Annotated in this window: 17 protein-coding genes; 7 read left to right on the forward strand and 10 right to left on the reverse strand. The window is 71.3% G+C overall.

The window, feature by feature from the left end; all coding sequences use genetic code 11:
- Positions 1–27 precede the first annotated feature (27 nt).
- Together FBY22_RS04355 and FBY22_RS04360 are read right to left on the reverse strand one after the other, a co-directional pair.
- Complete coding sequence (locus FBY22_RS04355) at positions 28–714, reverse strand: response regulator (protein WP_142142570.1); 687 nt, start codon at positions 712–714, stop codon at positions 28–30.
- Positions 711–2,348 carry a sensor histidine kinase gene (locus tag FBY22_RS04360; protein WP_142142571.1) on the reverse strand — a complete coding sequence of 546 codons (1,638 nt, stop codon included), beginning with the start codon at positions 2,346–2,348 and terminating at the stop codon, positions 711–713. Before FBY22_RS04360 ends, FBY22_RS04355 begins: the two co-directional genes overlap by 4 nt.
- A gap of 219 nt (positions 2,349–2,567) precedes the next feature.
- On the opposite strand from FBY22_RS04360, the gene FBY22_RS04365 reads away from it, so the two are divergent.
- Complete coding sequence (locus FBY22_RS04365; RefSeq protein ID WP_142142572.1) at positions 2,568–3,950, forward strand: cation:dicarboxylate symporter family transporter; 1,383 nt, start codon at positions 2,568–2,570, stop codon at positions 3,948–3,950.
- Positions 3,951–4,096: 146 nt separating this feature from the next.
- Here FBY22_RS04365 and FBY22_RS04370 read toward each other — a convergent pair whose 3' ends face one another.
- Complete coding sequence (locus FBY22_RS04370) at positions 4,097–4,708, reverse strand: TetR/AcrR family transcriptional regulator (RefSeq protein ID WP_142142573.1); 612 nt, start codon at positions 4,706–4,708, stop codon at positions 4,097–4,099.
- 161 nt (positions 4,709–4,869) lie between these two features.
- Between FBY22_RS04370 and FBY22_RS04375 the strand changes: the two genes are divergently transcribed.
- On the forward strand, positions 4,870–6,549 hold the full coding sequence (locus FBY22_RS04375) for an MFS transporter (protein WP_142142574.1): 1,680 nt from the start codon (positions 4,870–4,872) through the stop codon (positions 6,547–6,549).
- Between the two features lie 96 nt (positions 6,550–6,645).
- Positions 6,646–7,410, forward strand: coding sequence for a DUF2127 domain-containing protein (locus FBY22_RS04380; RefSeq protein WP_142142575.1), 765 nt, complete (start codon positions 6,646–6,648; stop codon positions 7,408–7,410).
- On the opposite strand, the gene FBY22_RS04385 is transcribed toward FBY22_RS04380, so the two are convergent.
- The gene (locus tag FBY22_RS04385; protein ID WP_260844707.1) at positions 7,407–7,634 is read right to left on the reverse strand and encodes a hypothetical protein; all 228 of its coding nucleotides are present in this window, start codon (positions 7,632–7,634) and stop codon (positions 7,407–7,409) included. The two genes, FBY22_RS04380 and FBY22_RS04385, sit on opposite strands and share 4 nt — an antisense overlap.
- 186 nt (positions 7,635–7,820) lie before the next feature.
- On the opposite strand from FBY22_RS04385, the gene FBY22_RS04390 reads away from it, so the two are divergent.
- The 3 genes from FBY22_RS04390 (at position 7,821) to FBY22_RS04400 (ending at position 10,908) form a co-directional block, all read left to right on the forward strand.
- Positions 7,821–8,207, forward strand: coding sequence for a MerR family transcriptional regulator (locus FBY22_RS04390; RefSeq protein WP_142142576.1), 387 nt, complete (start codon positions 7,821–7,823; stop codon positions 8,205–8,207).
- Positions 8,204–8,536 carry a co-chaperone YbbN gene (locus FBY22_RS04395; protein WP_142142577.1) on the forward strand — a complete coding sequence of 111 codons (333 nt, stop codon included), beginning with the start codon at positions 8,204–8,206 and terminating at the stop codon, positions 8,534–8,536. Before FBY22_RS04390 ends, FBY22_RS04395 begins: the two co-directional genes overlap by 4 nt.
- 155 nt (positions 8,537–8,691) lie before the next feature.
- Positions 8,692–10,908, forward strand: coding sequence for a UvrD-helicase domain-containing protein (locus FBY22_RS04400; protein WP_142147356.1), 2,217 nt, complete (start codon positions 8,692–8,694; stop codon positions 10,906–10,908).
- 63 nt (positions 10,909–10,971) lie between these two features.
- Here the strand turns inward: FBY22_RS04400 and glgB are convergent, their stop codons facing one another.
- The 5 genes from glgB to FBY22_RS04425 form a co-directional block, all read right to left on the reverse strand.
- A complete protein-coding gene (gene glgB, locus FBY22_RS04405) occupies positions 10,972–13,869 on the reverse strand; it encodes a 1,4-alpha-glucan branching enzyme (RefSeq protein WP_260844708.1) in 2,898 nt (965 codons plus the stop codon).
- 32 nt (positions 13,870–13,901) lie between these two features.
- Positions 13,902–15,290, reverse strand: coding sequence for a maltokinase N-terminal cap-like domain-containing protein (locus FBY22_RS04410; protein ID WP_142142578.1), 1,389 nt, complete (start codon positions 15,288–15,290; stop codon positions 13,902–13,904).
- A 95-nt stretch (positions 15,291–15,385) separates the two neighbouring features.
- Positions 15,386–17,086 (reverse strand): maltose alpha-D-glucosyltransferase, encoded by a 1,701-nt coding sequence (gene treS, locus FBY22_RS04415; protein ID WP_142142579.1) that lies wholly within the window; start codon positions 17,084–17,086, stop codon positions 15,386–15,388.
- Entirely contained in the window at positions 17,083–19,134 is a 2,052-nt protein-coding gene (locus tag FBY22_RS04420; RefSeq protein WP_142142580.1) for an alpha-1,4-glucan--maltose-1-phosphate maltosyltransferase, read from the reverse strand. The genes treS and FBY22_RS04420 overlap by 4 nt, the downstream gene beginning before the upstream one ends.
- Before the next feature lie 227 nt (positions 19,135–19,361).
- Entirely contained in the window at positions 19,362–20,561 is a 1,200-nt protein-coding gene (locus FBY22_RS04425) for a S8 family peptidase (RefSeq protein WP_142142581.1), read from the reverse strand.
- 261 nt (positions 20,562–20,822) lie between these two features.
- Here FBY22_RS04425 and FBY22_RS04430 point away from each other — a divergent pair, with 261 nt between their 5' ends.
- Positions 20,823–23,441, forward strand: coding sequence for a glycosyltransferase family 1 protein (locus tag FBY22_RS04430; protein ID WP_142142582.1), 2,619 nt, complete (start codon positions 20,823–20,825; stop codon positions 23,439–23,441).
- Between the two features lie 67 nt (positions 23,442–23,508).
- Here the strand turns inward: FBY22_RS04430 and FBY22_RS04435 are convergent, their stop codons facing one another.
- Positions 23,509–24,027, reverse strand: a complete 519-nt coding sequence (locus FBY22_RS04435) for a DUF1990 domain-containing protein (RefSeq protein WP_142142583.1) — start codon at positions 24,025–24,027, stop codon at positions 23,509–23,511.
- Positions 24,028–24,096: the final 69 nt, after the last annotated feature.

Genomic DNA, 24,096 nt, shown 5'->3' on the forward strand with positions numbered 1-24,096 from the left:
GCGTTCGAGAGTCCCATCCGGCACGCCCTACGGGCCGCTCACCCACCGGTACTGCAACTCCGGCCGCCCCACCGTCCCGTACTGCGGAGCCCGCGCGGCCCTGCCCGCCTCCACCAGATGCTCCAGGTACCGTCGCGCCGTGATCCGGGAGATCCCCACCGCCTCGGCCACTCCCGCGGCGGTCATGCCCTCCCCGCTGTCACGCAACGCGACGGTCACCCGCTCCAGCGTCGGTCCGCTGAGCCCCTTCGGCAGTGCCGCCGGGCCGGGCGCCCGCAGCGCGGCCAGGGCCCGGTCCACCTCGTCCTGGCCGCTGGCCTCGCCCGCGGCCCCCCGGAACTCGGCGTACCGCACGAGCCGGTCGCGCAGGGTCGCGAAGGTGAACGGCTTCAGGACGTACTGCACGACCCCCAGCGAGACTCCCTCCCGCACCACCGTCAGATCCCGCGCCGAGGTCACCGCGATCACGTCCGCGTGATGTCCCGCCGCCCGCAGCGACCGCGCGAACTGCAGCCCGTGCACGTCCGGCAGATGCAGGTCGAGCAGGAGCAGGTCCACCGCCTGCCGGTCGAGCAGCCGGCGCGCCTCCGCCCCGCTGTGCGCCTTGCCGACCGCGACGAACCCCGGCACCCGGCCGACGTACATCACATGCGCGTCCGCGGCCACCGGGTCGTCCTCCACGACCAGCACCCGGATGGGCTGTCCGCTCGTCATATGCCACGCCCAGGGACCACAGCGCTCTCCTCCGCCAACGGCAACCGCACCACGAACTCCGCTCCACCGCCGTCCGCCTCCGCCACGGACAGCGAGCCCTCGTGCCGCTGCACAGCCTGCCGGACCAGGGCCAGCCCCAGGCCACGGCCCCCCGGCCCGGCGGGCTTCGTGGTGAAGCCCCGCTGGAAGACCAGGTCGGCGTGGGCGGGGTCCACTCCGTCGCCCGTGTCCGCGACGCACAGGACGAGTTCGGTGCCCTCCGCGTACGCCGTCACCGTCACCCGCGCCCGCAGGCTGCCCTGCGCCGCGTCGACCGCGTTGTCGATCAGGTTGCCGAGGATCGTCACCAGGTCCCGCGCCGGCAGCGAGGGCGGCAACAGGCCGTCGTCGAGGCGGCTGTCCTGCGACACCACCAGTTCCACACCCCGCTCGTTCGCCTGCGCCGTCTTGCCCAGCAGCAGCGCCGCCAGGACCGGTTCGCTCACCGCCGCCACCACCTGGTCGGTGAGGGCCTGGGCCAGTTCGAGTTCGGCCGTGGCGAAGTCGACGGCCTCCTCCGCGCGGCCCAGCTCGATCAGGGACACGACGGTGTGCAGCCGGTTCGCCGCCTCGTGCGCCTGCGAGCGCAGCGCCTGCGTGAAGCCCCGCTCGGAATCCAACTCGCCCATCAGGGACTGCAGTTCGGTCACGTCTCGCAGCGTGACCACGGTGCCCCGGCGCTCGCCGCCCGACACCGGTGACGTGTTCACCACCAGCACCCGGTCGTTCGTCAGATGCACCTCGTCCACCCGCGGCTCGGAGGCGAGCAGCGCCCCGGTCAGCGGCGCGGGCAGCCCGAGGTCCGCGACCGACCTGCCGACGACGTCCTCCTCGGACTGCTCCGACGGCAACCCCAGCAACTCCCGGCCCCCGTCGTTGATCAGCGCCACCCGGTACTGGCCGTCCAGCATCAGCAGCCCCTCGCGCACCGCGTGCAGCGCGGCCTCGTGGTAGTCGTGCATCCGGCTGAGCTCGGCCGCGTTCATGCCGTGGGTGTGCCGGCGCAGGCGGGCGTTGACGACGTACGTGCCGACCGCGCCGAGGACGAGGGCGCCGGCCGCGACCCCGAGCAGGGCCCACACCTGGTCCTGCACCTGCTTGCTGATCACCTTCACCTCGATGCCCGCGCTGACCAGTCCGATGATCCGGCCGTGGTCGTAGATCGGGGTGACCGCCCGGACCGAGGCGCCGAGCGTACCGGTGTAGGTCTCGGTGAAGGACGTGCCGTGCAGGGCGGGCTCGATGGTGCCGCGGAAGTGCCTGCCGATCTCCTCCTCGCGGGGGTGGGTCCAGCGGATGCCCCGCGTATCCATGATCGTGACGAAGTCGACGTCGGCGCCGCGCATCACCCGCAGCGCGTACGGCTGGAGCTCGGCCGTGGGGTTCGGGGTGTGGATCGCGGCCACCACGGACGGGGCGTCGGCGATGGAGCGGGAGACCGCCATGGCCTGGCGGGCGGCCGCGTCCTGCGCCTGCCGCTGGTCGGTGACGTACGTGAACAGTGCGTATCCGGCCACGACCACCGCTATCAGCACTGCCTGCATGGCGAACAGCTGACCGGCCAGGCTGCGGGGTCGGGGGAGGGGGATGCGCATGCCGTCAGTGTGCCTCGCAGGCCGATGGTGAACTAAATGAACGGAAGGGTGACCGCCCTCACAGCCGCACGGGATAGTCACCGCAATGCGGAAGCGAGCGGAAGCGGGACATTCGGTTCCAGCCATCGCAGCCGCCGTCGAGAACCGCACCCCCATCCCCATCCCCCGGACGTGAGCCGCACGCCGGTGATGCCGACGAAGACGTCAAGGAGGGCAGCCGTGGCCGCCAGCACCCCCGATACGGCACCTGCCGCACCCGCACGCAAGCGGGACCGCACCCATTACCTGTACATCGCCGTCATCGTGGCGGTGGCACTCGGCATCGCCGTGGGGCTCATCTGGCCGGACGCCGGTGTGGAGCTCAAGCCGCTCGGCACCGGCTTCGTGAACCTGATCAAGATGATGATCTCGCCGATCATCTTCTGCACGATCGTGCTCGGCATCGGTTCGGTCCGCAAGGCCGCGAAGGTCGGTGCCGTCGGCGGTATCGCGCTCGGCTACTTCCTGGTGATGTCCCTGGTCGCGCTGACCATCGGCCTCGTCGTCGGCAACATCCTGCACCCGGGCGACGGGCTGCACATCACGAACGCGATCAAGGCCTCCGGGCACGACCAGGTGTCCGCCGACGCGCTGCCGCCCGTCGACTTCGTCCTGTCGATCATCCCGCTGACGTTCGTCTCCGCCTTCACCGAGGGCCAGGTCCTGCAGACCCTGCTGATCGCGCTGCTCGCCGGCTTCGCGCTGCAGGCGATGGGCCCGGCGGGCCGGCCGGTCCTGAACGGCATCGAGCACATCCAGCGGCTCGTCTTCCGCATCCTCGCCATGGTCATGTGGGCCGCCCCGATCGGTGCCTTCGGCGCCATCGCCGCGGTGGTCGGCTCCGCCGGTGTCGACGCGCTGAAGAGCCTCGCCGTCCTGATGCTCGGCTTCTACGTGACCTGCGTGCTGTTCGTCTTCATCGTGCTCGGCGTCATGCTGCGGGCCGTCGCGGGACTGAACATCCTCACCCTGTTCAAGTACCTGGCCAGGGAGTTCCTGCTGATCCTGTCCACCTCCTCCTCCGAGTCCGCGCTGCCGCGGCTCATCGCGAAGATGGAGCACCTGGGCGTCAGCAAGCCCGTCGTCGGCATCACCGTCCCGACCGGCTACTCCTTCAACCTCGACGGCACCATGATCTACATGACCATGGCGTCCCTCTACATCGCCGACGCCCTGGGCACCCCGATGTCGATCGGCGAGCAGATCCCGCTGCTGCTCTTCCTGCTGCTGGCCTCCAAGGGCGCGGCGGGCGTCAGCGGCGCCGGTCTCGCCACGCTCGCCGGTGGCCTGCAGTCGCACAAGCCCGCCCTGGTGGACGGCGTCGGCCTGATCGTCGGCATCGACCGCTTCATGAGCGAGGCCCGCGCCCTGACCAACTTCGCGGGCAACGCCGTCGCCACCGTGCTGATCGGCACCTGGACCAAGGAGATCGACAAGGTGCGGGTCCGGCAGGTCCTCGCCGGTGAGCTGCCCTTCGACGAGACGACCCTCCTGGACGAGGGCGTCCAGCCCCACGCCGAGATCCCCGAGCAGGGCGGCGAGAAGGAGCTGGCGAAGGCCTGAGCCCCGCATCCCGGTGAGAGCACCGGGCGACTGAACACTCCCCCCGTCGACCAGTCGCCCGGCCGCGGAAGCCGAGTGGCGAAGTCCCACCCCCCGTGGACTCGCCGCTCGGCTTCCGTGCGTCCGGGGCCCCGTCAGGACCCGCGTCAGGCGTCGGCCAGCTTCGTCACCAGGGAGCCGGCCAGTGACGCCGGTACCCCCGCGGCCGTCAGGGCGGTGACCGCCGCGGAGCGGCCCGCCTCCTCGGGCGGCAGCAGGCCGTCGTTCACGGCCTCCATGAGCGCGAAGAGCAGCTGCTCGTGCACGTACGCCAGTGCCGGCGCCGGCAGCGGGGAGCTGAAGACGCCACGGTCCAGGCCCTCCCGCAGCAGTGCGACGGAGGCCTCGCGCACCGGGGCGAGCCGCTCGCGGATGCCCCGCATGGTGACGCTGCGCTGGGCCAGGGAGACCAGGATGCGGTAGCGGTCGGCGACCTCCCAGACCGCGAGGACCGAGCAGGCCAATGCCTGCGCCGGATCCCCGGCCCTCTCCCGCCCCGCCGCGTGCGCGGCCGCCACCGCCTCCACGGCCCCGTCGACGAGCGTGCCGACCAGCGCCTCACGGTTGGGGAAGTGGCCGTAGACCGTCCGTCGTACGACACCCGCCGCGCGCGCGATCTGGTCCATGGACGCGTCCGGGTCGCGCAGCAGCTCGGCGAGCGCGACGTCCAGGATGCGGCGGCGGTTGGCGTCGGCGCGGCTGCTGCTACCCGTGGTCATGGCTGACATTGTGCCTCTCCCCACTTCCCCCGCAGCGACTTGCACAGGGCTGTGCAATCGGCGTACATTACACATCGTTGTGCAAGTGCACAGTGCTGTGCAACCCGCAGTGCCAGTCCACCGTGCAAGACACGCTGTTGCCGAGGAAGGCCACCCCTGCCATGCGACTCTTCCTGACCGAACCGGTCGACCAGACGGAGCGCCCCTACGCCCGGCGTTGGTGGGCGCTCCTGGTCCTCTGCCTGAGCCTGCTGATCATCGTGATGGCGAACACCGCCCTCACGGTCGCGGCCCCCGACATGACCCGCGACCTGGGTCTGTCCAGCGCCGACCTGCAGTGGGTCATCGACGGGTACACCGTCCCCTACGCCGCGCTGATGCTGCTGTTCGGCGCGATCGGCGACAAGTACAGCCGCCGCGGCGCCCTCCTGCTCGGCCTCACGGTCTTCGCCGGCGGTGCGGTCTTCGGCTACCTCGCCGACAGCGCCGCGACGGTCGTCGCGGCCCGCGCCGTGATGGGCACCGGCGCCGCGCTGATCATGCCCGCCACGCTCTCCCTGCTCGCCGCGACCTTCCCGCGGGCCGAACGCGCCAAGGCGATCACCCTGTGGACCGCCACGGCGGGCCTCGCCATCGCCGCCGGTCCCGTCGTCGCCGGCGCGCTGCTGAAGAACCACGGCTGGGCCTCGACGTTCCTGATCAACGTGCCGATCGCCGCCGTCGCCCTCGTCGCCTCGCTCTTCCTCGTCCCGCCGTCCAGGGCCGGTCACAGCGACCGCGTCGACCACGTGGGAGGGCTGCTGTCGGTGGTCTGGATCGGCTCGCTGGTCTACATGATCATCGAGGGCCCGCACTTCGGCTGGGGCGTCAAGGCGGTCACCGCCGCGGTCGTCGCCGGCGCCGGCCTGCTCGCCTTCGTCGCCTGGGAGCTGCGCCACCCGCGCCCGGTCCTCGACGTCCGCCGGTTCGCCCACCGCGGTTTCGCCGGCGCCAACCTCGCCGTCGCCCTCTTCTTCCTCGCCGTCTTCGGCGCCTTCTACTACCTGACCCAGCACCTGCAGTTCGTTCTCGGCTACGACGCCCTGCAGACGGGCCTGCGCATGCTCCCGCTCGCCGGTGCCGTCTTCGCCGGCTCGGCCGTGACCGGCCGGCTCACCCCGAGGGTCGGCATGAAGTGGACGGTCACCGCGGGCATGGTCGGCGGCACCACCGCCCTCGCCCTGCTCACCCGGATCGACGCGACGTCCTCGTACGGCGACTTCCTCGCCCCCCTGATCATCCTGGGCCTGGCCATCGGCCTGGCGCTCTCGCCCTGCACGGACGCCATCATGGGCGCCTTCCCGGAGTCCCAGCTGGGCGTCGGCGGCGCGGTCAACGACACCTCGATCGAGCTCGGCGGCTCGCTCGGCATCGCGATCCTCGGCTCGCTGCTGGCGACCTCGTACTCCGGCCACCTCTCGGACGCCACCGCCGGCAGCAGGCTCCCCGCCACCACACTCGCCACCGCCCAGGACTCGGTCGGCGCCGGATACGCCGTCGCGCAGGGCATCTCCGAGAAGGCGCGGCAGGCGGCCGCGCAGGCCGCGCGGGCGACCGATCCGCAGCAGGCGGCGCAGCTCAAGGCGCAGGCGCGGGAACTCGCCGCGGGCGCCCGGCAGATGGCCGACGCGGTCGGCTCGTCCTTCTCCTCCGCGGTCGCCCACACCAGCCTGATCGGAGCGGTGGTCCTGGGCATCGGCACCGTCGTGGTCGCCCTGCTGCTGCCCGGCAGCGAGAAGGGCGCCGGTGAAGAGGCCCGGGAGCAGGAGGAACGGGAACTCGTCGGCAGCGCGGCGAACTGACCCGCCCGGACCGTCGTCTCTTACGTCGATGCACTACCGTGCCGTGCCGGACCGTCCGGGACGGCACGGCCGTAGGCACGTATGGAGGCTCGGGGGATGAAGATCGACTGGGACCGGCGGACCTGTGCGCGCAAGGGGCACGTCACCTACGCGCCGGACGACCCCCGCCTCCGTGTCCGGCTGCACGCCGACACCGCGCTCGGCGAGGTGTGGCGCTGTCTGCGCTGCGGCGACTTCGTACTCGGTGAGCCGCACGGCTCGGGGCCGGCGTCCGAGGCGCCGCTCGTGCCGCGCGGCAAGGTGCTGCGCGATCTGTTCATCCTGCGCTTCCTGGCGATCGAGCGGGCCGTGCGCGGGGTGTTCATCGTGCTGGTGGCCGCGGCGGTGTGGCGGTTCAGCAACAGCCAGGACGCGGTGCGCCGGCTCTTCGACGAGTACCTGGACGTCTTCCGGCCCGTCTTCCGGCACTTCCACTACGACCTCGACCACTCGCCGGTCGTCGGCACCATCCAGAAGACGTTCGGCTACAAGCACTCCACGCTGCTGCTGGTGGCCGGACTGCTGCTGGCGTACGCGCTCATCGAGCTGGTCGAGGCGGTCGGCCTCTGGTACGCCAAGCGCTGGGCGGAGTACCTGACGGTCGTCGCGACCGCCGCCTTCCTGCCGCTGGAGATCTACGAGCTCACCGAGCACGTCAGCTGGCTGAAGATCACCACCCTCGTCCTCAACATCCTCGCCGTGCTCTACATCGCCCTTGCCAAGCGGCTGTTCGGGCTGCGGGGCGGCCGCAGGGCGTTCGAGGAGGAGCGCCGCAGCGCCTCCCTGCTGGAGGTCGAGGAAGCGGCCGGGGTCCCGGTCTAGGCGTCCCCGGCCCACGGGTCGGTGATCTGTCTGAGCAGGGTCAGGGCTTCGCGCAGCTGGTGCATGCGGCGCTTGCCCAGGTGCGCCTCCCACTCCTGCTCCACCTCGGCGACCACGTCCTGGGCGACCGACCGAGCCGCGAGCGCTCGGTCGGCCAGGCACACCAGCCGGGCCCGTCCGTCGTGCGGGTCCGGCAGTCTGCGGACATTAGACCCGGGCCGCACATCCCCTGACCCGCGCGGCCCGTCCCCTCTCCCCGGGACGGAAAGCCTCGGGGCCGACGGCCGACGCATGAAGGCGAACCACAGTGGACCGTCGCTCGCGCCTTCAGATCCCGGCCGGCCTCCGCATGCCGTCGCCGCCGGTTCGGCCTTGCCTTGACGCGGGCGTCAACGCCTACCGTCGTACTCATGCGAATCGGCGAGCTGGCCGCACGGGCCGGGACCACGACGCGAGCGCTCAGGTACTACGAGTCGCGCGGGCTGCTGTCCGCGCGGCGCGACGAGCTGGGACACCGGACGTACGACGAGAACGACCTGAGGCTGCTGCGGCAGATCAGGACGCTCCAGGACTTCGGGTTCGACCTGGAGGAGACCCGGCCCTTCGTGGAGTGTCTGCGCGCGGGACATCCGGAGGGCGACTCCTGCCCGGCCTCGCTCGCGGTCTACCGGCGCAAGCTGGCCGAACTCGACGAGCTGATCGGCGAGCTGCAGGCGGTCCGGGCGCAGATCGGGGTGCGGCTGGCCTCGTTCGATACGGAGCCACCGTTGTGCGAACTGGGAGGGCAGGGATTGTGATCAGGGCTGCGGGTGTTTCCGAGGTGACCGACGCGGATTTCACGACCGAGGTCATCGGCTCGGCATTGCCGGTACTGGTGGAGTTCACCGCCGACTGGTGCCCGCCGTGCCGGCAGATGGGGCCGGTGCTGAGCGCGCTCGCCGCGGAGGAGGGCGAGCGGCTGAAGGTGGTCCAGCTGGACGTGGACACCAATCCCGAGACGACGAACGCCTACAAGGTGCTGTCCATGCCGACCTTCATGGTGTTCCGGGACGGTGAGCCGGTGCGGTCGATGGTGGGGGCGCGGCCCAAGCGGCGGCTCCTGGCGGAGATCGAGGACGCTCTCTGAGCCGACGGCACAAGAAGAAATCCCCCGGGCAATTGCGCCCGGGGGATTTTCTTGCGTATATTTAATGGTTCGCGACTTCATGGGATTTCGGTCGCAAAGAAGTTCAGTAGGCACAGTATATCGGCGCGGGAGTGGAATTGTCAAACAGCGATGAAATTCGCGGTGAGCAGGAATTCATCGACACCCTTTACGCCCGCGTGGACGCCCTGCGCGCAGGCACCGAAGCCGGTGTCACGGACGCGCTCGCCCAGGGAAACACGCCCATGCAGGCCCGGCTCGAACGGGACATCCTGGTCGCCGAGCGGTCGGGACTGCTCGCCGCGCTGAACGCCGTCGACGGCTCGCTCTGCTTCGGCCGGATCGATCTCACCTCGGGGACGAAACACCACATCGGCCGGATCGGCCTGCGCACCGACGACGCCGAGCGCACCCCGATCCTCATCGACTGGCGGGCCGAGGTCGCCCGCCCGTTCTACCTGGCCACCGGCCACACCCCGATGGGCCTGCGCAGGCGCCGGCACATCACCACCGGCGGCCGCACCGTCACCGGCCTGCACGACGAGATCCTCGACCTCGGCGACCGGGAGCGCACCGGACACGAGGACCCGACCGGCGACGCCGTCCTGCTCGCCGCGCTCGACGCCGCCCGCACCGGCCGTATGCACGACATCGTGCAGACCATCCAGGCCGAGCAGGACGAGATCATCCGGGCGCCGCACCGCGGGGTCCTGGTCGTCGAGGGCGGCCCCGGCACCGGCAAGACGGCCGTCGCCCTGCACCGGGCCGCCTACCTCCTCTACGAGCACCGGGAACTCCTTGCCAAGCGGGCCGTCCTCATCGTCGGCCCCAATCCCGCCTTCCTCGGCTACATCGGCGAGGTGCTGCCCTCCCTCGGCGAGACGGGCGTGCTGCTCGCCACGGTCGGGGAGCTGTTCCCCGGCGTGAAGGTGACGGCCACCGACTCCCGCGAGGCGGCCGCGGTGAAGGGCCGCGCCGACATGGCGGACGTCCTCGCCGAGGTCGTGGCCGACTGGCAGTCGCTGCCCGACCCGGTGATCGCGATCGAGCACGACCGGGAGGTGCTGATGCTCGACGACGGCCTGGTGAAGGTCGCCCGCGAGAAGACCCGGGCCGCCCGACTGCCGCACAACGTGGCCCGCGAGCACTTCGAGGGCCACATCCTCAACACCCTCACCGAGCTGTACGCCGAGCGCGTCGGCACCGACCCCTACGACGGCGGCAGCCTGCTGGACGAGGCCGACATCACCCAGATCCGCGACGAACTCGCGGAGAACCCCGAGGTCTGGGCCGCCGTCGACCAGCTCTGGCCGCGGCTGACGCCGCAGCGCCTGGTCGCCGACTTCCTCGCCGACCCCGTCGGTTACCTCCCGGACGAGGACGCCGCCGCCGTCCGCCGCCCGGTGACCCGCGAGTGGACCGTCGCGGACGTGCCGCTGCTGGACGAGGCGGCCGAACTGCTCGGCGTGGACGAACGGCTGGCGCGGGCGCGCGCGGATCGCGAACGGCAGACGCAGGTCGCCTACGCGCAGGGCGTGCTGGACGTCTCCTACGCCTCGCGCACCTACGAGTTCGAGGACAAGGACGAGGAGGACTCCGAGGTCCTGTCCGCGCACGACATCATCGACGCCGAACGGTTCGCCGAGCGCCAGGAGGAGGACGACCACCGTAGCGCCGCCGAGCGCGCGGCCGCCGACCGGACCTGGGCGTTCGGGCACATCATCGTCGACGAGGCGCAGGAGTTGTCGCCGATGGCCTGGCGGCTGCTGATGCGCCGCAGCCCCACCCGCTCGATGACCCTGGTCGGCGATCCCGCGCAGACCGCGGAGGCGGCGGGCGTCGGCTCCTGGCAGCAGATCCTCCAGCCGTACGTCGAGGACCGCTGGGAGCACACCCGGCTTGGCGTCAACTACCGCACCCCCGCCGAGATCATGGAGCTCGCGGCGGCCGTGGTGCGCGCCGAGAACCCCGGCTTCGAACCGCCGAGCTCGATCCGCTCCACCGGCGTACGGCCCTGGGTCCGCGCCACCGACGACCTGCCCGGCGCGGTCGCGGAGGCGGTGAAGGAGCTGACCCCCGACGAGGGCCGGCTCGCCGTCATCGCCCCCCGCCACCTCCACCGCAGGCTCGCCGCGCGGCTGGACGGCGTGACGGCGGGCGCCGAGCCCGACCTGACGAGGACCGTGGTCCTCCTCGACCCGCGGCAGGCCAAGGGGCTGGAGTTCGACTCCGTGCTGGTGGTGGAGCCGGGGCTGTACGGCACGAGCGACCTGTACGTGGCACTGACCCGGGCCACCCAGCGGCTGGGCGTCCTGCACACCGGACGACTGCCGAAGGCGCTGGTCACCGCGTGAGTGACGCCGCTCGCCCGGGTGAGAGGTGCTCTCACCCGGGCGAGCGGCGTCGGTGCCCCGCGGTCAGGCCGGTCGCAGCCAGATGGTCGCGAGCGGCGGGAGGGTCAGGCGGATGCTCGCCGGGCGGCCGTGCCAGCCCTGCGGCTCGGGCTTGACGACGTCCGCGTTGGTGACGCCGCCGCCGCCGTACTTGCCGATGTCCGTGTTGAGGTACTCGTGCCAGGCCGGTACGTCGTCGGGGGCGCCCAGCCGGTAGTCCTGCCGGACGACGGGGGAGAGGTTGGAGACGGCCAGCAGGGGGCTGCCGTCGGCGGCGAACCGCAGGAACGCGAAGACGTTGTCCTCCGCCGCGTCGCCCACGATCCACTCGAAGCCCGCCGGGTCGGTGTCCTGCTCCCACAGGGCCGGGGTGTGCCGGTAGACGGTGTTGAGGTCGCGGACCAGGTCCTGCACCCCGCGGTGGTCGGCCTGGGCGCCGTAGCCCGGGTCGAGCAGCCACCAGTCGGGCCCGCGTGCCTCCGACCACTCGGCTCCCTGCGCGAACTCCTGCCCCATGAACAGCAGTTGCTTGCCCGGGTGGGCCCACATGAAGGCCAGGTAGGCGCGCAGGTTGGCTCGCTGCTGCCACCAGTCGCCGGGCATCTTCGACACCAGCGACCGCTTGCCGTGGACGACCTCGTCGTGCGAGATCGGCAGCACGTAGTTCTCGCTGTAGGCGTACACCATCGAGAACGTCATCTCGTTGTGGTGGTACTTGCGGTAGACCGGCTCGTGGCTCATGTAGTCGAGCGAGTCGTGCATCCAGCCCATGTTCCACTTCAGGCCGAAGCCCAGGCCGCCGAAGCCGCCCGGACCGCGGTGGTGCGTGGCCCGCGTGACGCCGTCCCACGCGGTGGACTCCTCGGCGATGGTCACCACGCCCGGCACCCGCCGGTACACCGTCGCGTTCATCTCCTGCAGGAACGCCACCGCGTCCAGGTTCTCCCGGCCGCCGTGCTCGTTCGGCACCCACTGCCCCGGCTCGCGCGAGTAGTCCAGGTACAGCATGGAGGCCACGGCGTCGACCCGCAGGCCGTCGATGTGGAACTCCTCGCACCAGTAGACGGCGTTCGCCACCAGGAAGTTGCGTACCTCGCGGCGGCCGTAGTCGAACTCCAGGGTGCCCCAGTCGGGGTGCGCGGACCGCAACGGGTCCTCGTGCTCGTAGAGGGGCCGCCCGTCGAACTCGGCCAACGCCCAGTCGTCGCGCGGGAAGTGGGCCGGAACCCAGTCCATCAGGACGCCGATGCCGGCCTGGTGGAGCGCGTCGACCAGATACCGGAAGTCGTCCGGGGTGCCGAGGCGGGCCGTGGGCGCGTAGAAGCCGGTGACCTGGTAGCCCCAGGAGCCGCCGAAGGGGTGCTCGGCGACCGGCATCAGCTCCACGTGGGTGAAGCCGAGGTCCTTGACGTACGCGGGCAGCTGCTCGGCGAGCTGACGGTACGTCAGACCAGGTCGCCAGGACGGCAGATGGATTTCGTAGACGGAGAAGGGGGCCTGGTGGGCGGGGAGTTCCGCGCGCCGGGAGAGCCATTCCTCGTCCCGCCACTCGTGGTGGGAGGCGGTCACTATCGACGACGTGTCCGGCGGCTCCTGGGTGCGGCGGGCCAGCGGGTCGGCGCGCAGGGTCTTCGAGCCGTCCGGGCGGGTGATCTGGAACTTGTACAGCTCGCCCTCGCCGACCCCGGGCAGGAACAGCTCCCACACACCGGAGGAGCCCAGGGAACGCATGGGATGGCCGGTGCCGTCCCAGAAGTTGAAGGTGCCGGCCACGTGCACTCCGCGCGCGTTCGGCGCCCACACCGAGAACCGGGTGCCGGCCACGCCCTGGTGGGTCATCGGGTGTGCGCCCAGCACGGTCCACAGCTGCTCGTGCCGGCCCTCCCCGATCAGGTGCAGGTCCAGCTCGCCCAGCGTCGGCAGGAATCCGTAGGCGTCGTCGGTGTCCTGGACGGTGCCCTCGTACGTCACCTGGAGCCGGTAGGCCGGAACCTCGGCCAGGGGCACCAGTGCGGAGAAGAACCCGTCCCCGTCGTCGTGCAGCTCCGCCCGCAGCTCCCCCGCGACGACCGTCACGGCCAGCGCGTACGGCCGGAAGACGCGGAAGGCGACCCCGCCCGGGACGAGGTGGGCGCCGAGGACGGTGTGCGGGTCGTGATGCGTACCGGCGAGCAGCCGCTCGCGGTCGCCGGCGTCCAGGGCGGCGGAGGCCTCCGGCACGGGGACGGGGGCCGGCGAGCCGGCACCCGCCGCAGTGACCTCGCGGGAGGAACTCGCGGCGGCGTGCTCGGCGGCAGTGGTGTCCGCGGCGACGGCCTGGGACGCGGTGGTACCGACGGTGGTCGCCTCGGCCGCGACCTTCTTCGTCGCGGCCTTCCCGGCCGGGGTCTTCTTGGCGGCCGTCTTCGACGGGGCCGCCTTCTTCGCGGCCGCCTTCTTCACGGGGGCCGGTGCCGCCGCGGTCTTCCCCGCGGTGGTCGCCTTCTTCGCGGTCGCCTTCGTCGTGACGGCCTTCGCGGCGACGGCCTGCTCGGCGACCGTCTCCCCGGCCACCGCCTTCTTCGCGGCGGTCTTCTTCGCCACCGCCTTCTTCGCGAGGGCCTTCTCGGCCGGGGTCTTGGCCGCGACGACCTTCTTCGCCGGGCTCTTCTTCGCGGCGGTCTTCTTCGCCGTGCCCTCGCCCGTCGTGGCCTTGCGCGCCGCTGCCTTCACGGGCGTCGCCTTCTTCGCGGCGGCCTTCTCGGCGACCGCCTTCTCGGGCGTGGTCTTCTCGGCCGTCTTCCTGGCGGCCGGCGCCTTCTTCGGCGCGACGGCCTTCTCCGCCACCTTCTTCACAGTTTTCGCGGCCTTCTTGGCCGTCTCCTCGGCCGTTTTCTTCGGACTCTTCGGATCCGAACCGCTGGACGTGGGGCGGGGGGTCACGGGCGGCGCCTCCTCGGCGAGGGTCGGTCGGTTCAGTACAGGTCGGACGTGGCGTAGTGCTCTATCGCCGCCATCGGGACGGACAGCCATTCGGGGCGGTGGCGGGCCTCGTAGAGCACCTCGTATATCGCCTTGTCCGTTTCGTATGCTCGCAGCAGCACCGGGTCGGTGCGTGGATCCTGGCCGCTGACCTCGGCGTATCCGGTGCAGAAGGCGGCCCGGCAGGTCTCGGCCCAGCCCTCGTCGGGCCGTTCGGCGGAGTGGGCCGCGTAGTCGAAGGACCGCAGCATGCCCGCCACGTCCCTCTCCGTCGGCTGCGGCATCCGCCGCTCCGCCAGCGGTTTCGACGGCTCACCCTCGAAGTCGATCAGCCACCACTGGCCGCCCGGCGAGCGCAGGCACTGTCCGAGGTGCAGGTCCCCGTGGATCCGCTGCGCGGTCCAGGTACGGCCCTCGGCGGCCAGGTCGGCCAGCGCGGTGAACGCCGTGCGCAGCGCGGGCGCGTACGGCCGCAGTGCGGGCACCGCCTGCGCGGCCGCGTCGAGGCGTTCCGTCATGCCGTCGGCCAGCAGCTGCATCTGGGTGTGCCCGAGCGTGACGGTCGGCAGGGCGCGGGCCAGCGCGGTGTGCACCTCGGCGGTGGCGCGGCCCAGCGCCCGGGCCTCGCTGCCGAAGTCCTCGCCCTTGGCGAGTTCCCGCAGCGCCAGCTCCCAGCCGTCGGAGGCGCCCTGCAGGAAGGGCTGCAGCACGCCGAGCACGTACGGCTCACCGCCCAGCTCCGCCCGCACCCACGCCGTCGGCGCCGGCACCCGGGGGCAGCCCTCCCGGGCGAGGGCCAGCGGCAGCTCCAGATCGGGGTTGACGCCGGGCACCACCCGGCGCAACAGCTTCAGAATGAACGTATCTCCATAGATGACGGAGGAGTTCGACTGCTCGGCGGTCACCACGCGTGGGACGAGTCCGGAGCGGATCTCGTGGCCGGCCTCGCGCTCGAAGCGCAGCCCGCCGATGCGGGCCTCGGAGCGCAGGGCCTCCAGGAGCACCTCGGCGGACCGGCCGTCGTACAGGGCCTCGTAGACTGTCCGGCCGGCGAGCGGGCCGTCCTCCACGTGTCCGATCAGCGCGGGCGCCAGCCGGGGCGGCAGCGCCTCGCGCACGCCTATCAGGAGCTGGTAGCAGTCACCGGGGTGCGGCTCGGCACCCAGGGTGAGCGGCTGATGGGCGCGCACCAGCAGGTGGTACAGGCCCAGCTTGCCGCCGGCCGGCAACAGCTCGGTGGCCTCTACCAGTGAGAATCCGGTGACCGGGCGTCCCTTGCCCGCGAACCAGCGCTGCCTCGGCAACCATTCCCTGAGCAATGGGTCCAGGGATTCCAGCAGGCCAGGGCTGGTCTTGCCGGAAAGTGTGACCGTTTCCGCCATAACGTCACATTCCTTTCCCCGGGGTGGGCGGGGTGTTACGTATGCGTGCCCCGGGTGGGGCAGAGGAAACGCTCCACCCGGGGTTCTGCGTGGCCCTACGACGGCTCCTTGCGCAGCCGGAACCAGTAGAAGCCGTGCCCCGCCAGGGTCAGCAAGTACGGCAGCTCACCGATGGCGGGAAAGCGCACCCCGCCGAACAGCTCCACCGGATGCCGGCCGTTGAAGATCCGCAGATCCAGCTCGGTGGGCTGCGCGAACCGGGAGAAGTTGTGCACGCACAGCACCAGATCGTCCTCGTACTCCCGCAGGAACGCCAGCACCGCCGGGTTCGACGACTGGAGCTCCGTGTAGGACCCGAGGCCGAAGGCCAGGTTCTGCTTGCGGATCTCGATCATGCGGCGGGTCCAGTGCAGCAGCGACGAGGGCGACGACATCGACGCCTCGACGTTGGTGACCTGGTAGCCGTAGACCGGGTCCATGATGGTCGGCAGGAACAGCCGCCCGGGGTCACTGGAGGAAAAACCCGCGTTACGGTCCGGTGTCCACTGCATCGGGGTGCGCACGGCGTCGCGGTCGCCGAGCCAGATGTTGTCGCCCATGCCGATCTCGTCGCCGTAGTACAGGATCGGCGAGCCGGGCAGGGACAGCAGCAGGGCGGTGAACAGCTCGATCTGGTTGCGGTCGTTGTCCAGCAGGGGCGCGAGGCGGCGGCGGATGCCGATGTTGGCGCGCATCCGCGGGTCCTTGGCGTACTCCGCCCACATGTAGTCGCGTTCCTCGTCGGTGACCATCTCCAGGGTCAGCTCGTCGTGGTTGCGCAGGAAGATGCCCCACTGGCAGCCGGAGGGGATGGCGGGGGTCTTGGCGAGGATCTCCGAGACCGGGTAGCGCGACTCCCGCCGTACGGCCATGAAGATGCGCGGCATGACCGGGAAGTGGAACGCCATGTGGCACTCGTCGCCGCCGGACTCGTAGTCGCCGAAGTAGTCGACGACGTCCTCCGGCCACTGGTTGGCCTCCGCGAGGATCACCGTGTCCGGGTACTGGGCGTCGATCTCCTTGCGGACCCGTTTGAGGAAGTCATGGGTCGCCGGAAGGTTTTCGCAGTTGGTGCCCTCCTCGGCGTAGAGGTAGGGCACGGCGTCGAGGCGGAAGCCGTCGATGCCCAGGTCCAGCCAGAACCGCAGCGCCGAGATCATCTCCTCCTGCACGGCCGGGTTCTCGTAGTTGAGGTCCGGCTGGTGGGAGAAGAACCGGTGGAAGAAGTACTGCTTGCGGACCGGGTCGAAGGTCCAGTTGGAGGCCTCGGTGTCGACGAAGATGATCCGGGCGTCCCCGTACTGTTTGTCGTCGTCGGCCCACATGTAGTAGTCGCCGTAGGGACCGTCGGGATCCCGGCGCGACTCCTGGAACCACGGGTGCTGGTCGCTGGTGTGGTTCATGACGAAGTCGATGATGACCCGCATGCCGCGCTGGTGGGCGGCGTCGACGAACTCGACGAAGTCGGCGAGGTCGCCGAACTCCGGCAGGACGGCCGTGTAGTCGGAGACGTCGTATCCGCCGTCACGCAGCGGCGACTTGAAGAAGGGCGGCAGCCACAGGCAGTCCACTCCCAGCCACTGCAGGTAGTCGAGTTTGGCGGTGAGGCCCTTGAGGTCGCCGACGCCGTCGCCGTCGCTGTCCTGGAAGGAGCGGACGAGGACCTCGTAGAAGACCGCGCGCTTGAACCACTCCGGGTCCCTGTCCTTGGCGGGCGTGTCCTCGAAGGTGTCCTGAACGGGCTCGTTGACGATCATATGGTGGGTGACCCTCCGATCTGCGGGGTGGACGGTCGCAGGACGGTGAACACGTGCGCCGGACGAGTGCCCGGTTCGAGGCGTACGTAATTTGCCCTGCCCCAGTGGTAGGTCTCGCCGGTGAGCTCGTCACGCACCGGCACCGACTCGTGCCAGTCCAGGCCGAGTTGCGGCATGTCCAACGAGACCGTGGCCTCCTGGGTGTGGTGGGGGTCGAGGTTGGCGACCACCAGAACAGTGTTCGATCCGCTCCGCTTCGAGTACGCGATGACGGCGTCCTGGTCCGCGTGGTGGAAGTGGAGGTCGCGCAGTTGGCGGAGGGCGGGGTTCGCCCGCCGGATGGTGTTGAGTTTGGTGATCAGGGGGGTGATGGTGCGGCCCTGGCGTTCGGCCGTCTCCCAGTCGCGGGGTTTGAGCTGGTACTTCTCCGAGTCCAGGTATTCCTCGCTGCCCTGGCGCAGCGGGATGTTCTCGCACAGCTCGTAGCCGGAGTACACCCCCCAGGTCGGCGAGAGGGTGGCGGCCAGGACCGCGCGGACCTCGAAGGCGGGCCGGCCGCCGTGCTGGAGGTACTCGTGCAGGATGTCGGGGGTGTTGACGAAGAAGTTCGGCCGCATGTAGGCCGCCGTGTCCGTCGACAGCTCGGTGAGGTAGTCGGTCAGCTCCTGCTTGGAGTTGCGCCAGGTGAAATACGTGTACGACTGCTGGAAACCGATCTGGGCCAGGGTGCGCATCATCGCCGGCCGGGTGAACGCCTCGGCCAGGAAGATCACGTCCGGGGCGGCGGCGTTGATCTCGGCGATCACCCGCTGCCAGAACACCACCGGCTTGGTGTGCGGGTTGTCCACCCGGAAGATCCGCACCCCCGCCGCCATCCACACCCGCAGCACCCGCAGCGTCTCGGCGACCAGCCCGTCCATGTCGGCGTCGAAGGCGATGGGGTAGATGTCCTGGTACTTCTTCGGCGGGTTCTCGGCGTAGGCGATGGTGCCGTCGGGCCGGTGGTGGAACCACTCGGGATGCTTGTGCACCCACGGATGGTCCGGCGAGCACTGCAGGGCGAAGTCCAGCGCGATCTCCAGCCCCTGCGCGCGGGCCTGCTCCACGAACCAGGCGAAGTCCTCCATCGTGCCCAGCCGCGGGTGCACGCTGTCGTGGCCGCCCTCCGGCGAACCGATCGCCCACGGCACCCCCACATCCTCCGGGCCGGGGGTGAGGGTGTTGTTGCGGCCCTTGCGGAACGTGGTGCCGATCGGATGGATCGGCGGCAGATAGACGACGTCGAAACCCATCGCCGCGATCGCCCGCAACCGCCGGGCCGCGGTCCGGAAACTGCCGTGCGGCTCCTCGGCGGTCCCCTCCGAACGCGGGAAGAACTCGTACCAGGCGCCGTACAGCGCCCGCTCCCGCTCCACCAGCAGCGGCAGCGTCTCCGAGGCCGTCACCAGCTCCCGCAACGGATGCGCGGCCAGCGCCGCGTCCACCTCCGGCGTCAACGCCGCCGCCAGCCGGGAGGCGGCCGGACGTGACTCGTCGCGCAGGGCGGCGGCCGCGGCCAGCACGGTGTCGCATGCCGGCGCGGGCGCGTCGGCGGCCGCCCGTTCGTACAGCCGTGCGCCCTCCTCCAGGACCAGCTCCGTGTCCATGCCGGCGGGGATCTTGATCTGGGCGTGGTGGCGCCAGGTGGCGACCGGGTCGCCCCAGGCCTCCACGGTGTACGTCCAGTGGCCGGGTTCTCCGGCGGTGACGGTGGCGCCCCAGCGGTCGGTACCGGGGGCCAGCTCGCGCATCGGCGTCCAGGGGCCCGGTCGGCCCTCGGGGTCGGTGAGGACGACATTGGCGGCGACGGCGTCGTGGCCCTCGCGGAAAACGGTGGCCGAGATCTCGAACGACTCTCCGGTGACCGCCTTCGCGGGGAGGCGGCCGTGCTGGACGACCGGGCGGACGTCGAGGACAGGGATGCGTCCGACGCCGGCGGTGGCCGGCCGGTCGCAGGGCGTCTCGGCGCTGGGTGTCGGGGGTGCTGACGAGTGGTGCGTGGCGGGCATGACCGCTCCTGTCCGCGTCAACGTGGGTGGCCGGTTGGCTGTGGGGAGGGGGGTCCTGCGTGGCTTCTGTCGTGAAAGGTACCGGAGGAGCCTTCCCACCCTGTTCGGGTGAGCATTCCGGCACTTTGTTAACTACTCACGCGTTTGTCTACACACAAGACTGGCCCCGTTCGTGACCGAACGGGGCCGTCTCTGGGCCAAGTTCCCACGAAGTTCCTACGTAGTTCCTAAGAAGACGGCACCTGCAGCAGTTCGTCCGGCGAACCGGGTCCCCGTCCGGTTACCCCGGAGACCGCCAGTCGGAACAGGGCGCGGGCGACCTGTGCCGGCGTGGCCCTCGGATGGCCGGCCAGGTACAGCGCGGCGGCGCCCGTCGCGTGCGGTGTCGCCATCGACGTGCCCGAGAAGGTCGCCTTCGCGGTGTCGCTCGTACCCCAGGCCGAGGTGATCGACACCCCTGGCGCGAAAAGGTCGACGGCGCCTCCGTAGTCGGAGAACCCCGCCCGGGCGTCCGTGCGGTCGGTCGCGCCGACCGTGATGGCCTCCTTGACGTCCGCCGGGGAGTGCAGGGCCGCCGGCATGCCGTCGTTCCCGGCCGCGACGGCGTAGGTGACACCGGAGGCGATGGAGTTGCGGACGGCCGCGTCGAGCTGGGCGTTGTGAACGGTGCCCAGGCTGAGGTTGGCCACCGCCGGCTTCCTCGCGTGCCGGGTCACCCAGTCGATCCCCGCGATGACCTGCGACGTCGTACCGGAACCGGAGCTGTCGAGGACCCTTACGGCGACCACCTTCGCCTTCTTGGCCACGCCGTACGCGGTGCCCGCGACGGTCCCGGCGACGTGCGTGCCGTGGCCGTTGCCGTCCGAGGCGGTCCTGTCGTTTCCTATGAAGTCCCAGCCGTAGCTCGCGCGCCCGCCGAAGTCCTTGTGGGTGATCCGGATGCCGGTGTCGATCACGTAGACGGTCACCCCGGCGCCGGCGGAGGAGGGCCAGCTGTACCTCCCGTCCAGTGGCGCGGCCGGCTGGTCAATGCGGTCCAGGCCCCAGGACGGCGGTGTGCGCTGGGTGCGGTCGAGGGCGACGCGGGTGTCCTGGGCCACCGAGGCGACGCGCGGGTCGGCCGCGATCGCAGCCGCCTGTCTCGCGTCGGCTTCGATCGCGTAGCCGTTGAGGACCGAGCCGTAGGTGTGGCTGATTCGCGCACCGTATTTCTCGGCGATGCCCCTTCCCGCCGACGTCGGAGCCTTCGTTCCCCCCTGGAGCGTCACCAGGTAACTGCCGCTGACGGAGCCGGGCCGGCCGGCGCCGAGTATCCGCCCCTCCGGTGCGGCGTGCGCGGGCAGGGTGGCGGCCGAGAGCGCGGCGGCACAGGCCACCGCGGTCGGTCCCGCTGCCCGGCGCAGACGTCTGCTTCGCGTCCGTGCCATGGTCGTTTTTCCCCTCCCTTTGACTCCCCTTCGGCAGCCTCTCGTGCGGTGAGAAGCCCCACAAGAGGGCCCAGGGGGTGAATCGGCCATGTCGGCCATGGGGGACCGGCGAAGGTTGCGGTGGTTTTCGGACTGTCCGCGACAGTGGCCGCCCTCTTGGACGCGCCGTGGTTACGAAGCCCCTCGCACCTATAACGTCGTGGTTGACGACGAGACGCACAGCGTTGTGCGTCCGCACGGCACACGCGTCGAGGTGGGAAAGTGAAGGCTATCCGTCGTTTCACCGTCCGGCCCGTTCTCCCCGACCCCTTGCGGCCGCTCAGCGATCTCGCGCGCAATCTGCGCTGGTCCTGGCATGCGGAGACCCGCGACCTCTTCCAGTCCGTCGACCCCGAACGCTGGGCCGCCTCCGAGGGCGATCCGGTCCGGCTGCTCGGCAGCGTGTCGCCGGCGCGGCTCGCGGAGCTGGCCGAGGACCGCCGGTTCCTGCGCCGGCTGACGGCGGTCGTGGACGACCTCAACGACTATGTGACCGGCGAGCGCTGGTACCAGGCGCAGTCCGGCGGGCTCCCGGCCGCCGTCGCCTACTTCTCACCCGAGTTCGGCGTCACGGCCGCCCTGCCGCAGTACTCCGGCGGCCTCGGCATCCTGGCCGGCGACCACCTCAAGGCCGCCAGCGACCTCGGCGTCCCGCTGATCGGCGTGGGACTGCTCTACCGGCACGGCTACTTCCGGCAGTCGCTCTCCCGTGACGGCTGGCAGCAGGAGCACTACCCGGTCCTCGACCCCAACGAGCTGCCGGTGACGCTGCTGAACGAGCCCGACGGCACCCCCGCCCAGGTCTCCCTCGCCCTGCCCGGCGGCCGGCGGCTGCACGCCCGGATCTGGCTGGCCCAGGTCGGCCGGGTGCCCCTGCTCATGCTCGACTCGGACGTCGAGGAGAACGACCTCGGCGAGCGCGGGGTGACCGACCGGCTCTACGGCGGCGGCAGCGAGCACCGGCTGCTGCAGGAGATGCTGCTCGGCATAGGAGGAGTGCGGGCGGTGCGGACGTACTGCCGGCTGACCGGGCACCCGGAGCCGGAGGTGTTCCACACCAACGAGGGGCACGCGGGCTTCCTCGGCCTGGAACGCATCGCCGAACTGTGCGCCGAGGGGCTGGACTTCGACTCCGCGCTGGAGGCGGTGCGCGCCGGGACCGTCTTCACCACCCACACGCCCGTCCCGGCCGGCATCGACCGCTTCGACCGCGAGCTCGTCGCCCACCACTTCGGCCCCGACGCCGAGCTGCCGAGCATCGACGTCGAGCGCGTGCTCCGGCTCGGCATGGAGACCTACCCCGGCGGCGAACCCAACCTGTTCAACATGGCCGTGATGGGCCTGCGCCTGGGCCAGCGCGCCAACGGCGTCTCGCTGCTGCACGGCCACGTCAGCCGGGAGATGTTCTCCGGACTGTGGCCGGGATTCGACCCCGACGAGGTGCCGATCACCTCCGTCACCAACGGCGTCCACGCCCCCACCTGGGTGGCCCCCGAGGTGTTCCGGCTCGGCGCCCGGCAGATCGGCGCCCAGCGCACCGAGGACGCGCTGACCGTCGGCGCCTCCGACCGCTGGGACGCCGTCGCCGACATTCCCGACCAGGACATCTGGGAGCTGCGCCGCAACCTGCGCGAGCAGCTGGTCGACGAGGTGCGCGCGCGGCTGCGCGCCTCGTGGCGGCAGCGCGGCGCCGGAACGGCCGAGCTGGGGTGGATCGACGGGGTGCTGGACCCCGACGTCCTCACCATCGGCTTCGCCCGCCGGGTCCCGTCGTACAAGCGCCTCACCCTCATGCTCCGCGACCGCGACCGGCTGATGGAACTGCTCCTGCACCCGGAGCGGCCCCTGCAGATCGTCGTGGCGGGCAAGGCGCACCCGGCGGACGACGGCGGCAAGCGCCTGGTCCAGGAGCTGGTCCGGTTCGCCGACGACCCCCGGGTCCGCCACCGCATCGTCTTCCTGCCCGACTACGGCATGGCGATGGCGCAGAAGCTCTACCCGGGCTGCGACATCTGGCTGAACAACCCGCTGCGCCCGCTGGAGGCCTGCGGCACGTCCGGCATGAAGGCGGCTCTCAACGGCTGCCTCAACCTCTCGGTCCTGGACGGCTGGTGGGACGAGTGGTTCCAGCCCGACTTCGGCTGGGCGATCCCCACGGCGGACGGGGTGGGCACCGACCCGGACCGGCGCGACGACATAGAGGCGGAGGCGCTGTACGACCTGCTGGAGCAGCGGGTGGCACCCCGCTTCTACGAACGCGGACAGCACGGACTGCCCGACCGCTGGATCGAGATGGTCCGCCAGACCCTGACCCTCCTCGGTCCGAAGGTGCTGGCCGGCCGCATGGTGCGCGAGTACGTGGAGCGCCTCTACGCCCCGGCCGCGCAGGCGCACCGCGCGATGGACCCCGACTCCGCGCGCGAACTCGCCGCCTGGAAGGGGCGGGTGCGGGCCGCCTGGCACGAGGTGAAGGTCGACCACGTGGAGACGTCGGCCACCACGGCCACCGCGGAACTGGGCACCACGCTCGCCCTGCGGGTACGCGTCGCCCTCGGCGACCTCGGTCCGGACGACGTGGAGGTGCAGGCCGTCTCCGGCCGGGTCGACACCCAGGACCGCATCGCGGACGCCGAGGCGGTCCCGCTGAAACCGGCGGGCGCCCCGGACCAGGACGGCCGCTGGGTCTACGAGGGCCCCCTCTCCCTCGACCGCACCGGCCCCTACGGCTACACCGTCCGCATCCTGCCGGCGCACCGACTGCTGGCCTCCGGCGCGGAGTTGGGACTGGTGGCGGTGCCCAGCGAGGAGACCGGCGAGGGGGCGGGGGTGCTGATGCGCTAGCGGTCCGGCGGTGCCGGGCGGGGGCGCGGTCGTACGGCCGTCCCGCCCGGTTCGGGCCGCGGGGGCGTCACCACTCCGCGAGGTCGGCGCACATCCGGCGCAGCACCTTCCCGCAGCGCCGCGCGTACGCGTTCTGCAGGCCGCGGGTGGCCGCCCCGCCCGCTCGCGCGTACCACTTGGCCGGGCGGCTGAACGCCGACACCGTCAGCCATACGGTGCCGTCGCCGGTGCGGTCCACGACGAACGCCTCCTCGCCGCACTCGGGATGTCCGGCCAGCGTGCCGTACGCCCAGCCGGCGCGGCGGGGTTCGTCGACCGTGTAGACGATCCGGCAGGGGGCCTTGATCATTCCGGCGAGGGTGACCGTGACGTCGACGTCGGCGGCGGCGCGGTCCGCGCTCGCCTCGATGCCGACGCCCATCTCCCGGTGCATCTCCCAGGTCAGCACCGCCTCGGAGGCCCGGCGGAAGACCTTCTCGCCCTCGCCGATGCGCGTACGCACATGCAGCTGGTGGAAGCCCGGCGGGCAGAACCCGCCGCGCCGGGTCGCGCCGATGTCGTCGTACGTGAAGTCGCTCGGGGGCATGGGACACAAGAGTAGGGCGGCACCCGGGGAAGTCCTCTCCCCGGGTGCCGCCCGCCAACCCCCCTCGGG

This window comes from Streptomyces sp. SLBN-31 (assembly GCF_006715395.1).
Taxonomy (GTDB): Bacteria; Actinomycetota; Actinomycetes; order Streptomycetales; family Streptomycetaceae; genus Streptomyces.